General features: G+C 74.1%; 17 protein-coding genes, 1 tRNA gene, 1 pseudogene and 1 riboswitch. Of the genes and pseudogenes, 14 read left to right on the forward strand and 5 right to left on the reverse strand.

Annotation, left to right across the window (positions count from 1 at the left end; translation table 11 throughout):
* Positions 1–41: 41 nt before the first annotated feature.
* The 5 genes and pseudogenes from ABT048_RS14870 (at position 42) to ABT048_RS14890 (ending at position 6,889) form a co-directional block, all read left to right on the forward strand.
* Positions 42–320 (forward strand): DUF3039 domain-containing protein, encoded by a 279-nt coding sequence (locus ABT048_RS14870; protein WP_350521773.1) that lies wholly within the window; start codon positions 42–44, stop codon positions 318–320.
* An 87-nt stretch (positions 321–407) separates the two neighbouring features.
* Positions 408–2,018 (forward strand): beta-N-acetylhexosaminidase, encoded by a 1,611-nt coding sequence (locus ABT048_RS14875; RefSeq protein WP_350521774.1) that lies wholly within the window; start codon positions 408–410, stop codon positions 2,016–2,018.
* Between the two features lie 358 nt (positions 2,019–2,376).
* The gene (locus tag ABT048_RS14880; protein WP_350521914.1) at positions 2,377–3,243 is read left to right on the forward strand and encodes an FAD binding domain-containing protein; all 867 of its coding nucleotides are present in this window, start codon (positions 2,377–2,379) and stop codon (positions 3,241–3,243) included.
* 71 nt (positions 3,244–3,314) lie between these two features.
* Positions 3,315–3,866 (forward strand): annotated as a pseudogene (locus tag ABT048_RS14885) ((2Fe-2S)-binding protein); the annotation flags it as partial.
* A gap of 695 nt (positions 3,867–4,561) precedes the next feature.
* Positions 4,562–6,889: a xanthine dehydrogenase family protein molybdopterin-binding subunit gene (locus ABT048_RS14890; protein WP_350521775.1), complete on the forward strand. Its 2,328-nt coding sequence runs from the start codon at positions 4,562–4,564 to the stop codon at positions 6,887–6,889.
* A 63-nt stretch (positions 6,890–6,952) separates the two neighbouring features.
* Here the strand turns inward: ABT048_RS14890 and ABT048_RS14895 are convergent.
* Positions 6,953–7,027, reverse strand: a tRNA-Cys gene (locus ABT048_RS14895).
* Between the two features lie 84 nt (positions 7,028–7,111).
* A riboswitch (guanidine-III (ykkC-III) riboswitch) is annotated at positions 7,112–7,177 on the forward strand.
* 44 nt (positions 7,178–7,221) lie between these two features.
* Between ABT048_RS14895 and ABT048_RS14900 the strand changes: the two genes are divergently transcribed.
* Complete coding sequence (locus ABT048_RS14900) at positions 7,222–7,536, forward strand: DMT family transporter (protein ID WP_350521776.1); 315 nt, start codon at positions 7,222–7,224, stop codon at positions 7,534–7,536.
* A gap of 91 nt (positions 7,537–7,627) precedes the next feature.
* Complete coding sequence (locus ABT048_RS14905; RefSeq protein ID WP_350521777.1) at positions 7,628–9,067, forward strand: MFS transporter; 1,440 nt, start codon at positions 7,628–7,630, stop codon at positions 9,065–9,067.
* Between the two features lie 3 nt (positions 9,068–9,070).
* On the opposite strand, the gene ABT048_RS14910 is transcribed toward ABT048_RS14905, so the two are convergent.
* Positions 9,071–10,429: a polysaccharide deacetylase family protein gene (locus ABT048_RS14910; RefSeq protein ID WP_350521778.1), complete on the reverse strand. Its 1,359-nt coding sequence runs from the start codon at positions 10,427–10,429 to the stop codon at positions 9,071–9,073.
* A 403-nt stretch (positions 10,430–10,832) separates the two neighbouring features.
* Between ABT048_RS14910 and ABT048_RS14915 the strand changes: the two genes are divergently transcribed.
* The 3 genes from ABT048_RS14915 to ABT048_RS14925 are packed head-to-tail and all read left to right on the forward strand — an operon-like array spanning position 10,833 to position 15,372.
* Positions 10,833–11,477, forward strand: coding sequence for a class F sortase (locus ABT048_RS14915; protein ID WP_350521779.1), 645 nt, complete (start codon positions 10,833–10,835; stop codon positions 11,475–11,477).
* Positions 11,474–12,796, forward strand: coding sequence for an alpha/beta hydrolase (locus ABT048_RS14920; protein ID WP_350521780.1), 1,323 nt, complete (start codon positions 11,474–11,476; stop codon positions 12,794–12,796). The genes ABT048_RS14915 and ABT048_RS14920 overlap by 4 nt, the downstream gene beginning before the upstream one ends.
* Positions 12,793–15,372 (forward strand): bifunctional lysylphosphatidylglycerol flippase/synthetase MprF, encoded by a 2,580-nt coding sequence (locus ABT048_RS14925; RefSeq protein WP_350521781.1) that lies wholly within the window; start codon positions 12,793–12,795, stop codon positions 15,370–15,372. Before ABT048_RS14920 ends, ABT048_RS14925 begins: the two co-directional genes overlap by 4 nt.
* Positions 15,373–15,502: 130 nt before the next feature.
* Here the strand turns inward: ABT048_RS14925 and ABT048_RS14930 are convergent, their stop codons facing one another.
* Positions 15,503–15,928 (reverse strand): SsgA family sporulation/cell division regulator, encoded by a 426-nt coding sequence (locus ABT048_RS14930; RefSeq protein WP_350521782.1) that lies wholly within the window; start codon positions 15,926–15,928, stop codon positions 15,503–15,505.
* A 309-nt stretch (positions 15,929–16,237) separates the two neighbouring features.
* Between ABT048_RS14930 and ABT048_RS14935 the strand changes: the two genes are divergently transcribed.
* The 3 genes from ABT048_RS14935 to ABT048_RS14945 all read left to right on the forward strand — a co-directional run bounded on the left by ABT048_RS14935 (position 16,238) and on the right by ABT048_RS14945 (position 19,967).
* Positions 16,238–18,070: a DEAD/DEAH box helicase gene (locus ABT048_RS14935; RefSeq protein WP_350521915.1), complete on the forward strand. Its 1,833-nt coding sequence runs from the start codon at positions 16,238–16,240 to the stop codon at positions 18,068–18,070.
* A gap of 401 nt (positions 18,071–18,471) precedes the next feature.
* On the forward strand, positions 18,472–19,122 hold the full coding sequence (locus tag ABT048_RS14940) for an IclR family transcriptional regulator (protein WP_350521783.1): 651 nt from the start codon (positions 18,472–18,474) through the stop codon (positions 19,120–19,122).
* Between the two features lie 38 nt (positions 19,123–19,160).
* Positions 19,161–19,967, forward strand: coding sequence for a S16 family serine protease (locus tag ABT048_RS14945; RefSeq protein ID WP_350521784.1), 807 nt, complete (start codon positions 19,161–19,163; stop codon positions 19,965–19,967).
* Between the two features lie 113 nt (positions 19,968–20,080).
* On the opposite strand, the gene ABT048_RS14950 is transcribed toward ABT048_RS14945, so the two are convergent.
* Positions 20,081–20,563, reverse strand: a complete 483-nt coding sequence (locus ABT048_RS14950; protein ID WP_350521785.1) for an Lrp/AsnC family transcriptional regulator — start codon at positions 20,561–20,563, stop codon at positions 20,081–20,083.
* Positions 20,564–20,833: 270 nt separating this feature from the next.
* Here ABT048_RS14950 and ABT048_RS14955 point away from each other — a divergent pair, with 270 nt between their 5' ends.
* Entirely contained in the window at positions 20,834–21,376 is a 543-nt protein-coding gene (locus ABT048_RS14955; protein WP_350521786.1) for a VOC family protein, read from the forward strand.
* A gap of 50 nt (positions 21,377–21,426) precedes the next feature.
* On the opposite strand, the gene ABT048_RS14960 is transcribed toward ABT048_RS14955, so the two are convergent.
* The gene (locus ABT048_RS14960; RefSeq protein ID WP_350521787.1) at positions 21,427–21,969 is read right to left on the reverse strand and encodes a hypothetical protein; all 543 of its coding nucleotides are present in this window, start codon (positions 21,967–21,969) and stop codon (positions 21,427–21,429) included.
* Between the last annotated feature and the right edge of the window lie 7 nt (positions 21,970–21,976).

A 21,976-nucleotide genomic window follows, 5' to 3' on the forward strand; every position in this document is an offset into this window, starting at 1 on the left:
CACTGGCCCGGTTTCCCGAGGCGCCCATAGACTTGGCACTCATGAGCACTCTTGAGCCCGAGCGCGGCCTCGGCACCGGCACCCTGGTCGAGCCCGTCCCGCAGGTGTCCAACGGGGACGGCGACCACGAGCGCTTCGCGCACTACGTCCAGAAGGACAAGATCATGGAGAGCGCCCTCTCCGGGTCTCCCGTGGTGGCGCTGTGCGGCAAGGTGTGGGTGCCCGGGCGCGACCCGAAGAAGTACCCGGTCTGCCCGATGTGCAAGGAGATCTACGACGGCATCGGCAAGCCGCAGGGCGGCGACGGCGACGACAAGTAGTCCGCGGTTCCGCAGGGCCGTTTTGCATGGCACCGCGATCGCGCGGTGGTCTATGCCAATCGTTCCGGGCGTGGGCAGGATGTCGGGATGGACCTCATTCCCGCACCTTCGAGTGCCGTCCGCCGCCCGGACGAGGACTTCCCGCTCGACGCCGCCACCACGCTGACCGCACCGCCCGCGCTGGCCGACGCCGAGCGCTGGCTGCGCGGCACGCTGTCCGCCGCCACCGGGCTGCCCCTGGGCCCCGGCCGGCCGGGCGCGGGCATCGAACTGGTCCGGGACGACGCGCTCGCCGCCGAGGCGTACCGGATCACGGTGCGCCCCGGCCACGCGCTGCTCGCCGCGGGCGGCCCGGCGGGCGCGCTCTGGGCCGCGCAGACCCTGCGGCAGCTGCTCGGGCCGGACGCCTACCGGCGGTCGCCGCTGCGCCACGAGGGCTGGGTGCTGCCCGGCGCCGACATTGAGGACGCACCCCGGTTCGGCTGGCGCGGCGCTCTGCTCGACGTCGCCCGGCACTTCCTGCCCAAGGCGGACGTGCTGCGCTTCGTCGACCTGCTGGCCGCGCACAAGCTCAACGTGCTGCACCTGCACCTGACCGACGACCAGGGCTGGCGGGTGGAGATCAAGCGCTACCCGAGGCTGACCCGGCGGGGTGCCTGGCGGGAGCGGTCGATGGTCGGCTACCGCTCCGGTCAGCGGCGCGACGACCGCCCGCACGGCGGCTACTACACCCAGGACGACCTGCGCGAGATCGTCGCGTACGCGGCCGCGCGCGGGGTGACCGTCGTCCCGGAGATCGACCTGCCCGGCCACACCCAGGCCGCCGTCGCCGCCTACCCCGAACTGGGCAACACCGACGTGGTGGACACCACCGCGCTCGGCGTCTGGACGGACTGGGGGGTGAGCCACCACGTGCTCAACGCCTCCGAGGAGACCCTGCGCTTCTTCGAGGGGGTGCTGGAGGAGGTGCTGGAGCTCTTCCCGTCCGAGTTCGTCCACCTCGGCGGCGACGAGTGCCCCAAGGAGCAGTGGAAGGACAGCGCCGCCGCCCAGGCCCGGATCCGCGAGCTGGGCCTGGCCAACGAGGACGAGCTGCAGAGCCACGTCATCCGGCACTTCGACCGCTGGCTCGCCGAGCGCGGCCGCCGGCTGATCGGCTGGGACGAGATCCTGGAGGGCGGGCTCGCCCCGGGCGCGGCCGTCTCCTCCTGGCGCGGCTTCGGCGGCGGGATCGCCGCCGCGAAGGCCGGGCACGACGTGGTGATGTGCCCCGAGCAGCACGTCTACTTCGACCACCGGCAGGCGGACGGGCCGGACGAGCCGATCCCGGTCGGATTCGTGCGCACGCTGGAGGACGTCTACCGCTTCGAGCCGGTGCCCCCTCAGCTGGACGGGGCCGCGGCGCGGCGCGTGATCGGCACCCAGGCCAACCTGTGGAGCGAGTTCGCGGACAGCGCCCGGGACATCGACTACCGGGCCTTCCCCCGGTTGGTCGCCTTCGCCGAGGTCGCCTGGTCCGAGCTGCCCGTCCGCCCGGCCGAGCGCGACTTCGCCGGCTTCGAACGGCGGCTGGCCACGCACCTGAAGGCGCTGGACGCGCTCGGCGTCGAGTACCGCCCGGCGGACGGGCCGCTGCCCTGGCAGCGCCGCCCCGGGGTGGCCGGCCGGCCGATCGAGGGCCCGCCGCCGGTGCGGTAGGCGAGGGCGTCGCCGGGGCGTCGCACTGCTGTCCACGGGAGGCGGCGACGGGTACGGGTGCCACCCGCCGGGAACTTCTGAGTGGTCGTCGGACGTCAAGAACAGATGAACATCTGCCCTGGCCCCATCCGGGCCGGGGCAGATACCGCCCGGTAACGGTCCCAATCGGGCAGTCCCGTTCAGCGGCCCCGAAATGATCATCGAGCATTGTGTGCCAGAGTTGCCCAACCCGGCCCGATCGCCCGTACCCTACGGGCCAGGCCGGGCTGCTGACGCGGACACCACGGCCCAAGGCCGCGGGCGGCAGGCGATCGATGAGCAAGTGGAGCACGGTGGGACCCAGGTGAACCGGACGATCATGCTGCCGGCCTCGCTCGACGAGGCCGTCGACGCGCTGGCCGCCGCCCCGGCCGCGGTACCGGTGGCCGGAGCCACCGACCTCATGGAGGCCGTCAACGCCGGACGGCTGCGCCCCGCCGCCCTGGTCGGCCTCGGCCGGATCACCGAACTGCGCGGCTGGCGCTACGAGGACGGCGGCACCGCCGTGCTCGGCGCCGGACTCACCCACGCCCGGATGGACCGCCCCGACTTCGCCGCGCTCATCCCCGCCCTCGCCGACGCCGCCCGCACCGCCGGCCCGCCGCAGGTCCGCAACGTCGGCACCCTCGGCGGCAACATCGTCAGCGCCGCCCCGGCCGGCGACACCCTCCCGGTGCTCACCGCGCTGGAGGCCACCGTCACCCTCGCCCGGGCCGGCGCCAGCCGCGAGGTGCCGGTCAGCCACCTGCTCACCGGCCTCGACCCGGTCCGCCCCGGCGAACTGCTCACCTGGGTGCGCGTCCCGCTGCTGCACGCCCCGCAGGTCTTCCTCAAGGCCACCGGCCGCAGCGGCCCGGCCCGCGCCACCGCCTCCGTCGCCCTCGTCCTCGACCCCGCCCGGCGCTCGGTGCGCTGCGCCGTCGGCGCCGTCGCCCCGGTGCCGCTGCGCCCGCTGGAGGCCGAGGCCTGGGTGGCCGGCTGCATCGACTGGGACGGCAGCCGCGAGATCGACCCGGCCGCGAACGCCGCCTTCGGCGAGTACGTGGCCACCGCCTGCGTCCCCGACAACTACGGCGCCGAGGGGGCCTGGGAAGCCGTGACCGAGGGGCCGACCGCGGCGGCCGTTCGGCTGCGGCGTACCGTAGCGGTGCTGGCCCGACGGGCACTGGGAAGGGCGCTGAAGTGACCACAGACCCCATCGAGACCCTCGACGCCGACCCGCTCGGCCTCTCCCCGCAGGTCAGCCGCGAGCTGCGCCCGTGCGCCTCCTACACGCTGCGGGTCAACGGTTTCGAACGGCCCGTCACCGACGCCTGGATCGGCGAGAGCCTGCTCTACGTGCTGCGCGAGCGGCTCGGCCTGGCCGGCGCCAAGGACGGCTGCGAGCAGGGCGAGTGCGGGGCCTGCTCGGTCCAGGTGGACGGCCAGCTGGTGGCCGGCTGCCTGGTGCCCGCCGCGCTGGCCGCCGACAGCGAGATCAACACCGTCGAGGGCCTGTCGGCCGGCGGCGGCGCGAGCGACGTCCAGCAGGCGCTGGCCGCCTCCGGCGCCGTGCAGTGCGGCTACTGCACCCCCGGCATGGCGATGGCGGTGCACGACCTGCTCCAGCGCAACCACCGGCCCACCGACGTCGAGGCCCGGCAGGCGCTCTGCGGCAACCTCTGCCGCTGCACCGGCTACAAGGGCGTGCTGGCCGCCGTGCAGACCGTCGCGGAGGCCCGTGCGGTCGAGGCCGAGGAGGCGGAGGAGGAGGCCGAGGCCACCGCCGCGCAGGCCGGGGAGACCGCCACCGGGGCACCGGCCGACCCGGCGGCCGAGGCGGCCGCCGAGGCCCTGTCCGCGCTGCCCGCCGAACCCCAGCCCGCCGTCGAGCCGCCGGTCTACACCGACGCCGACGCGTGGATCGAGCACGTCCCGCAGCCGCCCGCCGAGCAGCAGCACGTCGAGCCCCAGTACGCCGAGCCCCAGTACGCCGAGCAGCAGCACGTCGAGCCGCAGCACCTCGCGGCCCACCCCGCCGAGACCCATCCGGTCGCTCCGCCGCCCGTCGAGCAGCCCCACGCCCCGGTCGGGATGCCCTACGGCGACGTGCCGGGCGGCTACGACACGGGCGGCTACGACACCGGCGTCTACGACACGGTGCCGATCCAGGTCCAGGGCGCCGTCCCCGCCCCGACCGCCGACGACCAGGTCTACTACCCGCCGCAGGGCTACCCCGAGCAGCCGTACCAGGGCACCCCCGCCCACGGCACCTACCTGCCCTACCCGGACGGCCACCAGCAGCAGAACGGCTACGACACCGGCTACGACGCCCCGGTCTACGAGCCGACCCCCGCGCACGGCACCCCGCTGCCCGGCGCCGTCCACGACGGCACGCCGCCGCACGGCACCCCGTACGCCCCGCACCCGCACGGTGCCCCGGTCGAGGGCGGTGCCCCGGCCGGCGTCCCGTACAGCGCCACCCCCGCCCACGGCATCCGGCTCCCCGAGGACGACCACGCATCATGACGTCGCCTACCGACATCGGCGCAGCACTCCAGCAGGACGGCGGCGAGGGCGGCGCACCGGAGCCGTTCGGACTGGGCAGCTCCCCGCTGCGCAGTGACGCGCTGCCCAAGGCGCTCGGCATCTACCCGTACGCGGCCGACCTGTGGGCCGAGGGGCTGCTGTGGGGCGCGGTGCTGCGCTCGCCGCACCCGCACGCCCGCATCCGCGGCATCGACACCTCGGCCGCGCTGGCGCTGCCCGGCGTGCACGCCGTGGTCACCGCCGCCGACCTGCCGCCCGGCCCGGACGGCACCCCCGACGGCGCCCCGGCCGGCCCGGTCGTCGCCGACCGGCCGGTGCTGGCCGCCGGCGTGGTGCGCCACCACGGCGAGCCGGTCGCCGCGGTGGCCGCCGACCACCCGGACACCGCCCGGCTGGCGGTCGGTCTGATCGCGGTCGACTACGAGCCCATGGAGGCCGTGACCGACCCCGAGCAGTCCTTCACCGCTCCGGCGCTGCACCCGGACGGCAACCTCTTCCGCCACCTGCCGCTGCGCACCGGGGACCCGGACGCGGTCGGCGAGATCGTCGTCGAGGGCCTCTACCAGGTCGGCCGGCAGGACCCGGCGCCGCTCGGCGCCGAGGCCGGGCTGGCCGTGCCGCGCCCGGACGGCGGCGTCGAGCTGCACCTGTCCTCCACCGACCCGCACGGCGACCGCGACCGCACCGCCGCCTGCCTCGGCCTGGAGCCCGACCGGGTCCGCCTGGTGGTCACCGGCGTGCCCGGAGCCACCACCGACCGCGAGGACCTCTCCTTCCAGGTCACCCTGGCGCTGCTGGCGCTGCGCACCGGCCGCCCGGTGAAGATGACCCTCACCCGCGAGGAGTCCTTCCACACCCACGCCTCGCGCCACCCCGCGCTGCTGCGCTACCGCCACCACGCCGACGCCGAGGGCACGCTGGTGAAGGTCGAGGCGCAGATCCTGCTGGACGGCGGCGCCTACGCGGACGTCTCCGCCGAGGCGCTGGCCGCCGCGACGGCGTTCTCGGTCGGACCGTACCTCTGCCCCAACGTCTTCGTGGACGCCTGGGCGGTGCGCACCAACAACCCGCCGGCCGGGCGGATGCGCGGCGAGGGCGCGCTGCAGGCCTGCTTCGCCTACGAGTCGCAGCTGGACCAGCTGGCCGCCCGGGTGGGCGTGGACCCGGTGGAGATCCGCCGGCGCAACGCGATGTCCACCGGTGACCCGCTGCCCACCGGACAGGCCGTCACCTGCCCGGCGCCGGTGCGTGCGCTGCTGGACGCGGTCGCGGACGAGCCGCTGCCGGCCCTGCCGGTGGACGACCCGGACGCCGAGTGGCTGCTGCCCGGCGGGCCCGGCGGTGCGGGCGACCCGGCGGCGGTGCGGCGCGGCATCGGCTACGCCGTCGGCATGGTGCACATGCTGGGCGCCGAGGGCGAGGACGAGGTGTCCACCGCGACCGTGCGGGTCAGCGGCGACCACGCCACGGTGATCTGCGCGGCCGTCGACTCCGGGCAGGGCTTCGCCACGCTGGCCCGGCAGATCGTGCAGACCGTGCTGGGGGTCAGCGAGGTCTACATCGCGCCGGCCGACAGCGACCAGTCGATCGCCGGGCCCTCCGCCCGCGGTCGGCACACCTGGGTCTCCGGCGGTGCCGTCGAGCGGGCCGCGCTGATGGTCCGCCACCAGCTGCTGCAGCCGATCGCGGCCAACTTCGGGATGTCGGCGGAGCTGCTGCAGATCGCCGACGGCAAGATCACCTCCTACGACGGGGTGCTCGGCATGCCGGTCGCCGAGGCGCTGGAGGGCAAGGAGCTCTGGGCCACCGCCCAGTGCCGCCCGCACCCCACCGAGCCGCTGGACGAGGCCGGGCAGGGCGACGCCTTCGTCTCCATCTCGTTCTGCGCGATGCGCGCGGTGGTGGACGTGGACATCGAGCTGGGCGCCGTGCGGGTGGTCGAGATGACGGTGGCCCAGGACGTCGGCCGGGCGCTGAACCCGCGGCAGATCGAGGACCGGATCGAGGCGGGCGTGGCCCAGGGCGTGGGCCTGGCGCTGCTGGAGGACCTGCAGACCGCCGGCGGTGTGCTGCAGAACCCCTCGCTCACCGGCTACCGGCTGCCGACCGCGCTGGACACCCCCGAGGTGCGGATCGCCGCGCTGCTGGAGGAGCGTGACGTGGTCGCCCCGTTCGGCGCCAAGGCGGTCGGGGCCGCCCCCGCGGTGGTCGCCCCGGCGGCCGTCGCCGCGGCCGTCCGCGCGGCCACCGGCCTGCCGGTCGGCCGGCTGCCGATCCGGGCGGAGGACGCCGTCACCGCCTGAGCGGAGAAATGCGGAAAGGAATTGCCGGTCGACTTTTCCGGGTCGACCGGCAATTCCTTTTCGTGGAGGCCGTGGCGGGAATCGAACCCGCGTTAACCGCTTTGCAGACGGTTCCCTGAGCCACTCGGGCACACGGCCAGTGAATTCATGGTGGCGGATCCGGGGGAAGGGGGTCAACGAAGTTTTGTAAATTCTGTGTGGCAATGTGTGCTACGGTCGAAGGCCGGTGGCGAATTCCCGCCACCCCGGACGAGCGCGTCGTACCCGGTGACGACAAGACGGCGCAGTTCAGCGGCAACCCGGCCGCTGTGGACTGCGGAGGCATCGCCGTCATGGCCTGGCTCGTTCTGATCGTCTCGGGTCTCCTGGAGACCGTCTGGGCGGTCGCCCTGGAATCGTCCAAGGGCTTCTCCCGCCTCGTTCCCACCCTCGTCTTCGGCGTCGCGCTGCTGTTCAGCATGGGCGGCCTGGCGTACGCGATGCGCACCATTCCGATCGGCACCGGCTACGCGGTCTGGGTCGGCATCGGTGCGGTCGGCACCGCGCTCTACGGCATGGCCGCGCTGGGGGACGCGGTGACCGTGGCCCGGATCGGCTGCCTGCTGCTGATCGTCTCCGGCGTGGTGGGCCTCAAGGTGCTGCACTGACCGGTGGCCCCTGGCCGGGGTCGCACCGGCCGAGCCGGTCGCCGACCCCGGTCAGGGGTCATCGGGGCGGACGGCTCTTACGATGTTCCGTATGACCACAGCCTCCCCCACCTCGGTCGACCCGGTACCGATACCCCACGACGACGACCCCGGCGGCGGGGTGCTCAGCGGTCGCTACCGCGCACTGACGCTGGGGATCGTCTCGGTGGTCCTGGTGATCGCCTTCGAGGCGACGGCCGTCAACACCGCGATGCCGACGGCGGCCCGCCAGCTGGACGGCCTCGGGCTGTACGCCTTCGCCTTCTCCGGCTACTTCACCACCACGCTGTTCGCCCTGGTCGTCTCCGGCCAGTGGTGCGACCGGCGCGGACCGCTGCAGCCGCTGTTCACCGGCATCGCGGTGTTCGGCGCCGGCCTGCTGGTGGCCGGGACGGCACCCGGGATGTGGGTGTTCGTGGCCGGGCGGGCGATCCAGGGCCTCGGCGGCGGGCTGGTGATCGTCGCGCTGTACGTGGTGGTCGGCCGGGCCTATCCGGAGCGGCTGCGGCCGTCGGTGTTCGCGGCCTTCTCCTCGGCCTGGGTGCTGCCCTCGATCGTGGGCCCGCTGGTCGCCGGGGCGGTCACCCAGCAGCTCGGCTGGCGCTGGGTGTTCCTGGCCGTCCCGGTGCTGATCCTGCTGCCGCTGGCCGTGATGGGCCCGGCGCTGGCCCGCTCCGAGCAGGACCACCCGGTGCTCAGGGGCGCGGACTTCGACCGCCGGCGCACCCTGCTCGCCGCGATGGCGGCGCTCGGCGCGGGCCTGCTGCAGTACGCGGGCCAGCGCCGCGACCTGATCGGCCTGCTCCCCGGGATCGCCGGGGCGGCGCTGCTGGTGCCGGCCGTCCTGGGGCTGCTGCCGAAGCGGACCCTGCGGGCCGGGCGCGGGCTGCCGACGGTGATCCTGCTGCGCGGGGTGGCGGCGGGGGCGTTCTTCGCGGCCGAGGCCTTCATCCCGCTGATGATGACCACCCAGCGCGGCCTGTCGCCGACGCTGGCCGGGCTCACCCTGACCAGTGGCGGGCTCTCCTGGGCGCTGGGCTCCTGGCTGCAGGGCCGGCCGGGGGCCGAGCGCTACCGCGGGGCGATGATCCGGGGCGGCTTCCTGCTGACCGCGCTGGCGATCGCGGGCGCCGCGCTGGTGCTCGTCCCGGCGGTGCCGGCCTGGGTGGCCTCGGTGGCCTGGGGGATCGGCGGTGTCGGGATGGGCCTGGCCATCGCGAGCGTCAGCGTGCTGATGATGAAGCTCTCCGCCCCGGAGGACGCCGGCGCCAACTCGGCCGCGCTGCAGATGAGCGACGCGCTGGGCAACGTGCTGCTCACGGGCCTCGCCGGGGTGCTGTTCGCGGCGCTGGGCGGCGGCGCACTGGCGGCCGGCCACGAACAGGCCGAAGGCGCCGGCTCGCCCGGCGCCTTCGCGGTGATCCTGCTGGTGATGGCCGGGGTGGCGCTGCTGGGAGCGCTGCTCGCCGGCCGGGTCCGCACCCGGTCGTGACGGTCAGCCGGCGGTGGCGCCGGTCGTGACGGCTGCGGTGGCGGTGGCGGTGGCGGCACCGGTGGCGGTGGCGGCGGTGTCGGGGGAGGGGACCGGCGGCGCCGCCGGCGTGCCGAGGAAGGCCTCCCAGCCCCCGGTCGGGGAGTGGCCCGGGGCCAGGGTCTGCAGCTTGCGCAGCACCGCGGGGTCCTGGGCGTCCAGCCAGTCGACCAGCTGGCGGAAGGAGACCAGCCGGACCTCCGGCTTGCCCGCGATGGCCTTGAGGGCGTCCTCGACGGCGTTCATGTAGATGCCGCCGTTCCACTCCTCGAAGTGGTTGCCGATGATGTACGGCGCCCGGTTGCCGTTGTAGGTGCGGTCGAAGCCCATCAGGTAGGCGTCGCGGGCCTGGGCCTGGAAGCCCGGGTGGAGCGCCGGGTCGGCCTTGGTGTTGGTGCCGCACTGGTTGTACATGATGTTGTAGTCCATCGAGAGCACCTGGAAGGTGTGCCCGGGGAAGGGGATGGACTGCAGCGGGAGGTCCCACAGCGCGCCGCCCTGGATCTTCTGCGGCCACACCTGGGTGCCGTTGCCGCTGCTGTCGTAGCGCCAGCCGCGCTTGACCGCGGTGGGCAGCAGGTTGCGCTGGCCCTCCAGGCAGGGGGTGCGGCTGCCGATCAGCTCCTTGCGGTAGTCGAAGGGCAGCGCGGGCAGGTCGGTGAAGCCGGTGTTGGTGCGCCAGTTCGTCACGAAGTCCATCGCCTGCTGGATCTCGCTGTCCCACTCCTCCGGGGACCACCTCCCGACGCCGGTGGCGCCGCAGAAGTGGCCGTTGAAGTGGGTGCCGATCTCGTGGCCCTCCAGCCAGGCCGCGTGCACGTTCTCCAGGGTGTCGTGGATGTGCCGGTCGCTCAGGTAGCCGATGTCGGAGGCGCCGACGTTGTGCTGCGGCGGGCGGTAGAGGTCCTTCTTGGTCTCGGGCAGCAGGTAGAGGCCGCTGAGGAAGAAGGTCATCTTCGCGTCGTGCTCCTGGGCCAGCCGGCGGAAGCGGCCGAAGAGGCCGTTGTCGAGCTCGCCGGCGCCGTCCCAGGAGAAGACCACGAACTGCGGTGGGCGCTGCCCGGGGAGCAGCCGCTCGGGGACGGGCTGGTGGGGCTGGGCGCCGGTGTCGGAGGTGGAGCCGTCGCCGATCAGGACGGCCTGCGGCTTCACGGCCGGGGCCGGGGCCGGGGCGGGGGTGGCGCTCTGCTCGGTGTCCACGCCGGTGGAACCGGTCGCCCGCTCGCCGCCGCCGCCGGCGTGGTTGCTGCCGCAGCCGGCCGCCAGGGTGGCGGCGGTGGCGGCGCCGGCCGTCAGCAGGGTGCGGCGGGAGAGAGCGTCCATGATCACTCCGTTCATCGGGCGTTCGTCAACGTGCGGGAGTGTGGGTCCGATCGGATGTCCGGCGGATCGAACCCGTGACCGCGTCAGCATGGCACGCGGGCGGATTCGGTCGAAGAGGCGCAGCGGACGGTCGGAAGTGATCGCCCGAACGCCGCAACCGATCCCGGCCGTAGAACCGTCGGATGCTCGTGTCGGGACGTGGTCCCGCGGTGACCGCCGATGGGGGGCGGTCATCGCGCTCCGCGACCGCACGTGCACCCGGCGCAGGAACGCGGCCGGCAGCCCTGCCGATCGGCGGGTGTCGGTACGACCGTCGTATGGACGTGCCTTACAGTCCGATCCGGTTGAATTGTTCCCAGGAAACTCCCAGAAAGCGGGATTCCGTCGGCAGAGGGGAGCGCCCGTGGGCGTCCAGCAGAGCAGGAGCCCGTGGCCGGGCACCCTGGCGGCGGGTTCCGCGCTGGTGCTCGGTGCCTGGCTGCTGCACGACGGCGGCTCGCCCGTGCTGCCGCCCGCCCCGGGCGTCGGCCAGGCCCAGGCCGGCATCGCGCCGGTCTCCGTCGTCCCGCCGCTGGGGCCGTCGGCGCCCACCCGGATCCGCATTCCGGCCGTCCGCCTGGACGCCCCGGTCACCGCGCTCGGGCTGGACGCCGAGGGCCACCTCCAGGCCCCGCCCGAGGCGGACCGGAACCTGGCGGGCTGGTACCGCGGCGGGGCCAGCCCCGGTCAGCGCGGTACCGCGATCCTTGCGGGGCACGTCGACAACAAGGCGGGTCCGGCCGTCTTCTATCATCTGGGCGCGCTCCGTAGAGGAGACCGGATCGAGATCGCCCGGGCGGACGGGGCCACCGCCGTCTACCAGCTGTACGCCATCGAAGTGCACGACCGAAAGGACTTCCCGGACGATCGGGTCTACCGTCAGGCCGCCGACGCGCAACTACGGGTGATCACCTGTGGCGGCGCCTACAGCGAGGAGCACGGTTACGACGGCAACGTCGTGGCCTACGGGTTCCTGGCCGACACCACCCATCCGGGCAAAGCCGCATGACCACGCTCACGCTCGCCACCCGCTGGAACCCGATCGACTGGCCGCTCACCGAGGGCCCGATCCCGCACGCCGTCCTCGCAGCCGGCTGGCTCGCGCTGTTCGCGCTCGCCGTCGGCCGCCGCCGCACCTGGTGGCGGGTGCGCCTGCCCGCCGCGCTGTTCACCGCGGCCGCGCTCAGCCTGCTGCTCGAAGCCGTCGTCGACGGCTGGTGGCACCCCTTCCCCGAGGGCACACCGGAGTACGTCACCTGGTGGATAGCCGTCGCCCTGCTGGGCTTCTGCCTGGTCGGCTACCGGTTCGGCCGGCTCACCTGGCGCCGGCGCGGCATCGCGCTCGGCCTGAGCGGGCTGGTGCTGCTGATGGCCGCCTCCGAGGTCAACATCGGCTTCGGGCAGTTCCCCAGCGGGCGCGTGATGCTGGCGCCGTGGCTGACCAAGACCGACGGGCTCGTCCCCAAGGCAGATCAGACCGTGGCCGCCCCGCCGGACAAGGTGCTCGACGAGGTCTGGCAGCCCCCGGCGGACCTGCCCGACAAGGGCACCGTCTCCGTGGTGCCGATCCCCGGCCTGCGGTCGGGCTTCAAGGCCCGCGACGCGTACGTCTACCTCCCGCCCGCCTACCAGGCCACCCCGCGGCCGCTGCTGCCCGTGGTCGTCATGCTCACCGGCCAGCCCGGGCAGCCGGGGGACTGGGTGCTCTCCGGGCAGATCAACGAGGTGCTCGACGCGTTCGCCGCCAAGCACGGCGGGCTCGCGCCGATCGTGGTGATGCCCGACCACAACGGCTCGACCTGGGGCAACTCGCTCTGCATGGACTCGAAGATCGCCAAGACGCAGACCTACCTGGCGTCGGACGTCCCCTACTGGATCCACCAGAACCTGCAGACCGCCACCGGCCGGCAGTCCTGGGCGATCGGCGGCGCCTCGATGGGCGGCACCTGCGCGCTCCAGCTCGGGGTCAACGCGCCCGACGTGTACGGCACCGTCCTGGACATGTCCGGCCAGGAGGAGCCGACCCTCGGCACCCGGGAGCAGACCGTCAAGGCCGCCTTCGGCGGGGACGGCAAGAAGTTCGACGCGGTCGATCCGGTGCAGGTGATGGGCCGCAAGAAGTTCACGGACACCAACGTCGCGCTCCTCGTCGGCGCGACCGACGACGAGTTCAAGCCTCAGATGGAGAAGATCTACCGCGCGGTTCAGGGGGCCGGGATGAAGGCGAAGTTCGAACTGATGCCGGGCGGCCACGGGTGGGTCGTCTTCCGCCCCGGCATCGTCCAGCAGATCCCGTGGCTCGCCCAGCAGACCGGTCTGACCCGGTGAGCGGGGCGGGGACCGCGGTCGTCGCCGTCGGCGAGAACGATCAGAAGTCCGAGCGGGTCGTCGCGCAGCGCGGCTCCGAGCGGGGCACGGACCGGGCGCCGGTCGCCCGGACGCAGGAGCCGCGCCCGCAGCGGGTCCGACGGGCGGCCCGCGTGCTCGGCACCCGGCTGCGCGCGGCGCCGCTGACGCTCACCCTGCTGGCCGGGCTCTGGCTGGTCGGCGCGGCCACCGGCAGCCTGCGCCACGGACCGTCCGAGCGGCTGCTGGACCGGGCCGGGGTCGGCCTGCCCACGCTCGCCGAGGGCCACTGGTGGTCGCCGGTCACCTCGACGGCCTGGTGCTCCGGCATCGGCTCGTACGTGTTCAGCAGCCTGCTGCTGCTCCTGGTCGGCCCGGCTGCCGAGCACCGGCTCGGCCGGCTGCGCACCCTCGCGGTGCTGGTCGGCGGGCAGGTCGTCGGCACCCTGCTGGGCGTCGGGCTGGTCGCCTTCGGCTCCTCGGCCGGCGAGCAGTGGACGGCCTCGGTGGCCGACCAGATCTCGGTCGGCCCCGGCGTCGGACTCTTCGCCCTGGCCGGGGTGCTCGGGTACCGGCTCACCGTGCTCTGGCGCCGCCGGCTGCACCTGCTGGTGCTGCTCGTCCCGCTGGTCATGACGCTGTACGTGGGCCACCTGCAGAGCGTCCAGCGGTGCGCCGCAGCCCTGGTCGGAGTCGGCGCGGGCGCGCTGCTCAGCCACGGCCGCCCGTACCTGCGCTCGCACCGCTCCTCGCACTCCGAGACCCGGGTGCTGGTCGCGCTCTGCCTGGTCGCCGCCGCCTTCGGGCCGCTGATCGCCTCGCTGTACGACAACGCCAGCGGCCCGTTCAACACCTTCTCCGAGCTGTACTTCTCGCACCGGCTGAGCCCGGACGAGGTCGCCGACCTCTGCGCGCAGTCGGCGCACGACTGCGCCCGCGCGCACGCCGTCGTCCGGATCTTCGACACCCCCGGCCGGCTGATGGCCGCGCTGTTCCCGGCCCTGCTGCTGGTGCTCGCCGAGGGGCTGCGCCGGGGGCTGCGGTTCGCCTGGCTGGTCACCATCGCCACCGAGCTGCTCTGGACGGCACTGCTGGGCTGGCTGTACCTGGACGCCGGGCCGGTCAGCCGGGACGTGGTGCAGTACTTCGTCGAGGCGATGCTGCTGCCGCTGCTGACCACCGGCCTGCTGCTGGCCACCCGCAAGCGGTTCCGGCTGCGGCTGTCCGGCCCCGCGGTGCGCCGGCTCGCCCTGGTGCTCGGCGGCGCCGCGCTGGTCTCCTCGGCCGCGTACGTCGGCCTCGGGCGGCTGGTGGCCGACCAGTTCGAGCCCGGGGCGAACGTCCGCCGGCTGCTGCACGGGCTGCCGGCGCAGTTCCTGCCGCCCGCGTACAACGACCTGACGCCGGACTACCCGATCGCGGTCGGCCCGCTGGCGCGCTTCCTGGAGACCTACTGCGGGCTGGCGTTCTGGGTGGTGGCGCTGGTCGCGCTGCTGACCGCCTTCCGCCGGCCGGTGCTGCACACCGACGCGGCGGCGGCCGCCCGGGCCAGGGCGCTGCTCACCGAGCACGGCGGCGGGACGCTGTCGTTCATCACCACCTGGGACGGCAACCACTACTGGTTCGACGAGCAGGGCCGGGCGGGTGTCGCCTACCGGGTGATCGGCACCGTCGCGCTGACCACCGGCGACCCGTTCGGCGCCCCGGAGGACCGGGCGCGGGCGGTGGCGGGCTTCGCCCGGTTCTGCGACGCGCGCGGCTGGACGCCCTGCTTCTACAGCGTCTGCGGGCAGACCAGGGAGGCCGCCGCGCAGCTCGGCTGGCGCTCGGTGCAGGTCGCCGAGGACACCGTGGTCCCGCTGCCCGAGCTGGCCTTCACCGGCCGCAAGTGGCAGGACATCCGCACCGCCCTCAACAAGGCCGGCAAGCAGGGCATCAGCGCGGAGTGGTGGGCGTACCCCGAGGCGCCGCTCGCGCTGCGGGACCAGATCCGGGCGATCTCCGAGGAGTGGGTCTCCGAGAAGGGCCTGCCGGAGATGGGCTTCACGCTCGGCGGGCTGGAGGAGCTGGACGACCCGGACGTCCGGGTGCTGGTCGCGGTCGACGAGCAGCGGGTCGTGCACGGCCTGACCAGCTGGATGCCGGTGTACGAGGACGGCGTGCCGGTCGGCTGGACGCTGGACTTCATGCGCCGCCGTTCGGACGGCTTCCGCGGCGTCAACGAGTTCCTGATCGCCTCGGCCGCGCTCGGCTTCAAGGAGGAGGGCGCCCGCTTCCTGTCGCTGTCGGGTGCACCGCTGGCCCGCACCGGGCAGGACGAGGAGCCCACCGGGCTGCAGCGGATGCTGGACTGGATGGGCAAGGTGCTGGAGCCGGTGTACGGCTTCCGCTCGCTGCTGGCGTTCAAGGCGAAGTTCCAGCCGGAGTACCGGCCGATGTACATGGCCTACCCCGACCCGGCCGCGCTGCCCGGCATCACCCGGGCGATCGGCAAGGCGTACCTGCCGCACCTGACGGCCGCGCAGGGCGTCCGGCTGATGCGCAAGCTGTCGGGCTGAGGGCGGGGCGGGGCGGACGGGGCGCGTGCCGTGTCCGCCCCGCCGCACGTTCCTGCCGCTCCCGCCCTGCCGCCCGTGCCGCCCGTGCCAGCCGCGCTGGCCGCGCCGCCCGTGCCGCCCGTGCCGCCGCTCAGCCGAGCAGCTGGGCGAGGGCCCGGTCGGCGTCCAGGTGCAGGTGCTCGTCGCCCTCGGGGACGAGCAGCCGGCTGCGCCACAGGAAGCGGCGCAGGTCGGCGGTGTCGAACCGGAGCAGCGCGGTGCCCTCCGGGGCCCGCAGCTCGACCGTGGTGCGCCGGGCGGGAGACGGCCGGACGAGGACGTCGCCGACGCCGGCCGGCACCTCGATGCCGGAGGAGAGCAGCTGGCGCGCGAAGATCCAGACGATGTCCTCGGCGGCCCCGTCCTCCGTGTCGTCGTCGAGCGAGAACTCGGCGGGGAAGGTCATCCGGACGGCCAGCGGGTCCTCGGGCAGGTAGGACAGGACGACCCGCAGCCGGACGGAGCGGTGGGGGGAGAGGATCAGGCGGGCCTGGACGGTCTCTTCGACGGTGCGCACGGGCGGTCCCTTCGGTCGGGTGCGGGCCGCGCTTCGGCAGGGGTGGTCGGTGCGGCCTCACCCCGGTGAGAGTCGTCCCGACGGTCGTGATTACCCGGTTCCGCGAGCGATCCGGCGTGATCCGCGTCACATCGAAATCCGGCCGTGCGGGCCCGCCGAAGGGGCTCGCCTGGAGGCCCGAACGGCGCCGGGCCGGTAGGCTGGGCGGGTTGTCCGATCGCCGCCCGACCGCGGGACGGGGCCGCTAAACCGCCTCTGACCTGCGATGATCCCCCCTCGGAGACCGTGAGTACTGCCGCCGCCTCCTCGATGCCGCTGTTCTCCGACGCCTCGGAGACCCAGGCGCCCGCCCGGTCCGCCGGCCACGCCGCGACCGCCGGTTCGCACCACCTCTCCCCGGCCTTCCCCGGCCGCGCCCCCTGGGGCACCGCGGGCAAGCTGCGGGCCTGGCAGCAGGGTGCGCTGGACAAGTACATCGAGACGCAGCCACGCGACTTCCTCGCGGTCGCCACCCCGGGCGCGGGGAAGACCACCTTCGCGCTCACCCTGGCCTCGTACCTGCTGCACAACCACCTGGTGCAGCAGGTGACCGTGATCGCGCCGACCGAGCACCTGAAGAAGCAGTGGGCCGAGGCCGCCGCGCGGATAGGCATCAAGCTGGACCCGGGGTACTCCTCCGGTCCGCTGTCCCGGGAGTACCACGGCATCGCGATCACCTACGCGGGCGTCGGGGTCAACCCGATGCTGCACCGCAACCGGACCGAGGCCCGCAAGACCCTCGTGATCATGGACGAGATCCACCACGCCGGTGACTCGAAGTCCTGGGGCGAGGCCTGCTTCGAGGCCTTCGAGCCGGCCACCCGCCGACTGGCGCTGACCGGTACGCCGTTCCGCTCGGACACCAACCCGATCCCGTTCGTCCAGTACGAGGCGGGCAGCGACGGCATCCGCAAGTCCGTGGCCGACTACACCTACGGCTACGGCAACGCGCTCGCCGACCACGTCGTCCGCCCGGTGATCTTCCTCAGCTACAGCGGCAACATGCGCTGGCGCACCAAGGCCGGCGACGAGCTGGAGGCCCGGCTCGGCGAGCCGATGACCAAGGACCTGATCGCCCAGGCCTGGCGCACCGCGCTGTCCCCGCAGGGCGAGTGGATCCCGGCCGTGCTGCAGGCCGCCGACCGGCGCCTGACCGAGGTCCGCAAGGCCATCCCGGACGCCGGCGGGCTGGTCATCGCCACCGACCAGACCGTGGCCCGCTCCTACGCCAAGATGCTGCGCGAGATCAGCGGCGAGAAGGTCACCCTGGTGCTCTCCGACGAGACCGAGGCCTCCAAGCGGATCTCCGACTACTCCGCCGGGACCTCCCGCTGGATGGTCGCGGTCCGCATGGTGTCCGAAGGCGTCGACGTGCCCCGGCTGGCCGTCGGGGTGTACGCGACCTCGATCTCCACCCCGCTCTTCTTCGCCCAGGCCGTCGGCCGCTTCGTGCGCGCCCGCAAGCGCGGCGAGACCGCCTCGGTGTTCCTGCCGACCATCCCGATGCTGCTGAGCTTCGCCAACGAGATGGAGGTCCAGCGCGACCACGTGCTGGACCGGCCGAAGAAGGAGGGCGACGGCCTCTTCGACGAGGAGGACCGGCTGCTCGCCGAGGCCGAACGGGCCAACGACGGGCCGGACGGCGCGGGCGGCGAGGAGTTCTCCTACGAGGCGCTGGGCTCCGACGCGGTCTTCGACCGGGTGCTGTACAACGCCATGGAGTTCGGCATGCAGGCCCACCCGGGGAGCGAGGAGGAGGAGGACTACCTCGGCATCCCGGGCCTGCTGGAGCCGGACCAGGTCCAGATGCTGCTGCAGAAGCGCCAGCACCGCCAGATCCAGCGCTCCAAGGCCAAGCCGGCCGAGGAGGCCGACCTGCTGGAGCTGCCCGCCGAGGAGCGGCCGGTCGTCACCCACCAGGAGCTGCGGGAGCTGCGCAAGGAGCTGAACGCGCTGGTGGCCGCCTGGCACCACCGCACCAGCCAGCCGCACGGCACCATCCACAACGAGCTGCGCCGCCAGTGCGGCGGGCCGCTCACCGCGCAGGCCACGGCCAACCAGCTCAAGGCGCGGATCGCCCGGATCCGGGAGTGGGCGAAGTAACACCCCGACGGGCCCTCCCGGGCCGGCCTCCCCCGCCCCGCCCGGCCCCGCCCGGCCCCGGGCGGGGCCCGCGGCCCGAGGTGTCCGGACATCGGACCCGGATCGAACCCGTGCGCTGACCGGCCCGGTGCTTTGGGGGGCTTCGTCCGGATTTCGCGACGCTGTTGAAGTCGATCACGCCCGAATTTTGGACAACCACTTCCGCCGCGACATTTCCTTCACTACCTTTCCCCCACGCTCTTCCGTCGGGCAAACCCCCGCGGGACGGCGCCGCAGGGCCGTACCCGGCGTCAAGGACGACGTCGCGCACGGCCCGAGCGCGGCCACCCCCACCTGCGCGCGACACCGACCTTGGACCGGCGCCGCCCGCCCCGCGAGCGCCGCGGAAAGGATTGCCCGTCGTGACAGCCGAGACCTCCCAGACCCTGGACCGCGGCGTCCGGGTCCTCAAGCTCCTTGCCGACTCCGAGCGGGGGCTGACCGTCACCGAACTGGCGGCCCGGCTGGCCGTCAACCGCACCGTCGTCTACCGGCTGCTGGCCACCCTGGAGCAGCACGGCCTGGTCCGCCGGGACATCGGCGGCCGCGCCCGGGTGGGACTCGGCGTGCTGCGGCTCGCGCACCGGGTGCACCCGCTGCTGCGCGAGGCCGCGCTGCCCGCCCTGCGCAGCCTCGCCGAGGACCTCGGCGCCACCGCCCACCTCACCCTCGTGGACGGCAACGAGGCGCTGGCCGTCGCCGTGGTCGAGCCGAGCTGGACCGACTTCCACGTCGCCTACCGGACCGGCCTGCGCCACCCGCTCACCGAGAGCGCGGCCGGCCGGGCGATCCTGGACGCGCGCGCCTTCCCCAGTCAGCGGCGTCCCGAACAGGGCTTCGTCATCACCCGTGCGGAGGAGCAGTCCGGGGCGTGCGGGGCGGCCGCCGCGCTGCTCGGGCTGAGCGGCATCGAGGGCAGCGTCGGCGTGGTGATGCTCAACGGCATGGTGCCCGAGCGGGTCGGACCCCGGGTCGTGGAGGCGGCGACCGAGGTGGCGGACGCCCTGAGGTAGCGCCCGCGCGGGGCGCCGGGTGTGTTTGGATTCCCCTTGTGTCCGACACCAAGCTCTCCAAGGCCCTCACCTCCCCGCGGACCCGCGCGCTCGCGCTGTGCGGGGCGCTGGTCGCCGCGCTGTTCGGCGTGGCCGCCTTCGTCCCGCTGCCGTACACCCTCACCTGGCCGGGCCTGACCGCGGACACCCTGGGCACCTACCAGGACAAGCCGGTGCTCACCATCACCGGAGCCCCGCTGCGCACCACCGACGGGCAGCTGCGGATGGTCACCATCACGGCGACCAACCCGGACCAGCGCAACACCTTCCTGCGGTCGATGCAGTCCTGGTTCGACCCGAAGGAGGCGGTCCGCCCGACCGAGACCGTGTACCCGCAGGGCGACCCGGCCAAGGCCGAGGAGGTCACCGCCCAGCAGATGGCCGAGTCGCAGGACAGCGCGACCGCGGCCGCGCTGAGCTACCTCCACCTGTCGCCTGACCAGGTGAAGGTCAAGGTCGACCTGGGCGACATCGGCGGCCCCAGCGCCGGCCAGATGCTGGCGCTGGGCATCGTCGACAAGCTGGCCGGGGACGGCATGGGCGGCGACCTCACCGGCGGGCTCACCATCGCGGGCACCGGCACCATCGACAAGGACGGCACCGTCGGCCCGGTGGGCGGCGTCCCGCTGAAGACGCAGGCGGCCGCCCGGGACGGCGCGACGGTGTTCCTGCTGCCCAGGGACGAGTGCACGGACGCCAAGGTGAACACGCCGAAGTCACTGCGGCTGGTGCCGGTCGGCACGCTCGACGAGTCGGTCTCGGCGCTGAAGGCGCTCAAGAGCGGCGGCAGCGTCCCCTCCTGCTGATCCGGCCGGGACGGTCCGGGTCCGGGACGCTCCGGCGCGTGCCGCCTCGGAGCGTGGCGTGTCGGCGCGTGCCGCCTCGGAGCGTGGCGTGTCGGCGCGTGCCGCCTCGGCGACTACTCGGCGGCGGCCTGGTCCACCAGGGGCAGGATCCGGTACGGCACCGGGTTCTCCAGCACGATCGCGGTGGACGAGCGGACGATCCCGTCGAAGCCGACCACCCGGTCGATCACCCGCTGCAGATCGGCGTTGGACCGGGCCACGATCCGCACCATCATGTCCCCGATCCCGGTGATGGTGTGCAGCTCCAGCACCTCCGGCACGCTCGCCAGGTGGGCGCGCACGTCCGTGCCCTGGCCCTGGGAGATCTCCAGGGTCGCGAAGGCCGTCACCGGGTAGCCGATCGCCGCCGGGTCCACCTCCGGGCCGAAGCCGCCGATCACCCCCTTGGCCTGGAGCCGGTCCAGGCGGGCCTGCACGGTGCCCCGGGCGACCTGTAGCCGGCGCGAGCACTCCAGCACCCCGATCCGGGGCTCCTCGGCGAGCAGTCGGATCAGCCGGCCGTCCAGGGCGTCGATGGTGTCGTTCGTGCTGCCCACGATCGAAGTACCTTGCGGGGCGGCGGTGTTGGGCGAGTCGTGGGGGCTCGGGGAGTGGGCGGGGGGCATCGCGGCACCGTCCTCCGGTGGGCATTCTGTACAGCTGTGCGGCCGATTCTCCCGCCCCGGGGCACAGCTTGACCAGGAGGAAACGGAACAGTTGCGCGCAGGTCGGCTCGGCGCCACCCTCCAGCCACCACCCCCTGCCCCGGGCCTCCACCCCGGCGCCGGGGCCCCAGCGTCGTCCGTACGCCCACCGGGAGGGCCGTCATGACCGACACCGCCGCCGAACCCGTCCTGCTCCGGGCAGGCGTCACACCGGACGCGGGCGAACCGGGGCCGCTGCCGGCGGGCCGCGCCGACGCGGTGGTCTTCGCGGTCGGCGACGCCGAACGGGCGGCCCGTCGCTACTGCGCCGCGCTCGGGCTGCGGTGCACCGCGTACGCCGGGCCGGAGACCGGCGAGCCGGAGACCACCTCGTACGTGCTCGCCGCGCCGGGGACGCGGATCGTGCTGACCTCGCTGGTGCAGGCGATCGGCCCGCGGGGCCGGGAGCTGGCCGCGTACCTGGAGCGGTACGGGGACGGGGTGCTGGACGTCGCGGTGAGCGTGCCGGACGTCTACTACGCCTACGACTACGCGGTCGACCGCGGCGCGCTGTCGCTGGCCGAGCCGTACCGGGCACGGGACGCGTACGGCACGGTGGTGCTGGCCACCATCGGAGTGCCCGGCGGGACGAGGCACACGCTGGTCGACCGGGCCGGGTACGCGGGGCCGTACCTGCCGGGCTACGTGCCGCACGACGGGTTCTGACGGAGCGCCGCCGGGCGGGGAGGCCCCGGGGACGATCGGCGCACGGTTCGTCAGCGGACGGCCGTCTCCACGATCGGCGGGTGCCCGTTCCAGTAGACGAAGACCGAGTTGGCCTGGGCGTCCCTGGTGAAGTCGATCCGCATCCACTGCGGGCCGTTCCACACCTGCATCTGCCAGCCCGGGTCCGGGGTGGCGGAGACCAGCGAGGCCCGGTCGGGCATCAGGTCCAGCGCGACCTTGCCGCCCGGGATCGGGTAGCTCTTGACCGTGGACGTCGGCGTGGGCGTCGGCGTCGGCCGCCGGGTGGGCGGCGGGGCGGTCGCGGCGGGGGTCGTGCCGTGCGTCGCGGTGGCGGGCGGGGACGTCGGCTGGGTCGGCGTCGGGGTCGCCGACTGCTCGGTCGGCCGCGGCTGCTCGGGGGCGGCGGTGGGGGAGTACGGCGTTCCGTCGGCCTTCGGGGAGGGCAGCGGCAGCGCCGTGGGCTGCTCGAACGCGGCGCCGGTCAGCACCGCGTGCACGCCGAGCCAGGACAGCGCCACCGCCGCCCCGGTGGCCGCCGCCCAGGCGCCGAGCTGTACCAGTCCGTTCCGCATCGTGCGC

It is taken from the genome of Kitasatospora sp. NPDC096140, from assembly GCF_040303045.1.
Taxonomy (GTDB): Bacteria; Actinomycetota; Actinomycetes; order Streptomycetales; family Streptomycetaceae; genus Kitasatospora.

Bases quoted from the DNA above. Each gene is read 5' to 3' on its own strand.
- ABT048_RS14870 (WP_350521773.1), top strand. From the start codon at position 42: ATGAGCACTCTTGAGCCCGAGCGCGGCCTCGGCACCGGCACCCTGGTC.
- ABT048_RS14875 (WP_350521774.1), top strand. From the start codon at position 408: ATGGACCTCATTCCCGCACCTTCGAGTGCCGTCCGCCGCCCGGACGAG.
- ABT048_RS14880 (WP_350521914.1), top strand. From the start codon at position 2,377: ATGCTGCCGGCCTCGCTCGACGAGGCCGTCGACGCGCTGGCCGCCGCC.
- ABT048_RS14890 (WP_350521775.1), top strand. From the start codon at position 4,562: ATGACGTCGCCTACCGACATCGGCGCAGCACTCCAGCAGGACGGCGGC.
- ABT048_RS14900 (WP_350521776.1), top strand. From the start codon at position 7,222: ATGGCCTGGCTCGTTCTGATCGTCTCGGGTCTCCTGGAGACCGTCTGG.
- ABT048_RS14905 (WP_350521777.1), top strand. From the start codon at position 7,628: ATGACCACAGCCTCCCCCACCTCGGTCGACCCGGTACCGATACCCCAC.
- ABT048_RS14910 (WP_350521778.1), bottom strand. From the start codon at position 10,429: ATGGACGCTCTCTCCCGCCGCACCCTGCTGACGGCCGGCGCCGCCACC.
- ABT048_RS14920 (WP_350521780.1), top strand. From the start codon at position 11,474: ATGACCACGCTCACGCTCGCCACCCGCTGGAACCCGATCGACTGGCCG.
- ABT048_RS14935 (WP_350521915.1), top strand. From the start codon at position 16,238: ATGCCGCTGTTCTCCGACGCCTCGGAGACCCAGGCGCCCGCCCGGTCC.
- ABT048_RS14955 (WP_350521786.1), top strand. From the start codon at position 20,834: ATGACCGACACCGCCGCCGAACCCGTCCTGCTCCGGGCAGGCGTCACA.
- ABT048_RS14960 (WP_350521787.1), bottom strand. From the start codon at position 21,969: ATGCGGAACGGACTGGTACAGCTCGGCGCCTGGGCGGCGGCCACCGGG.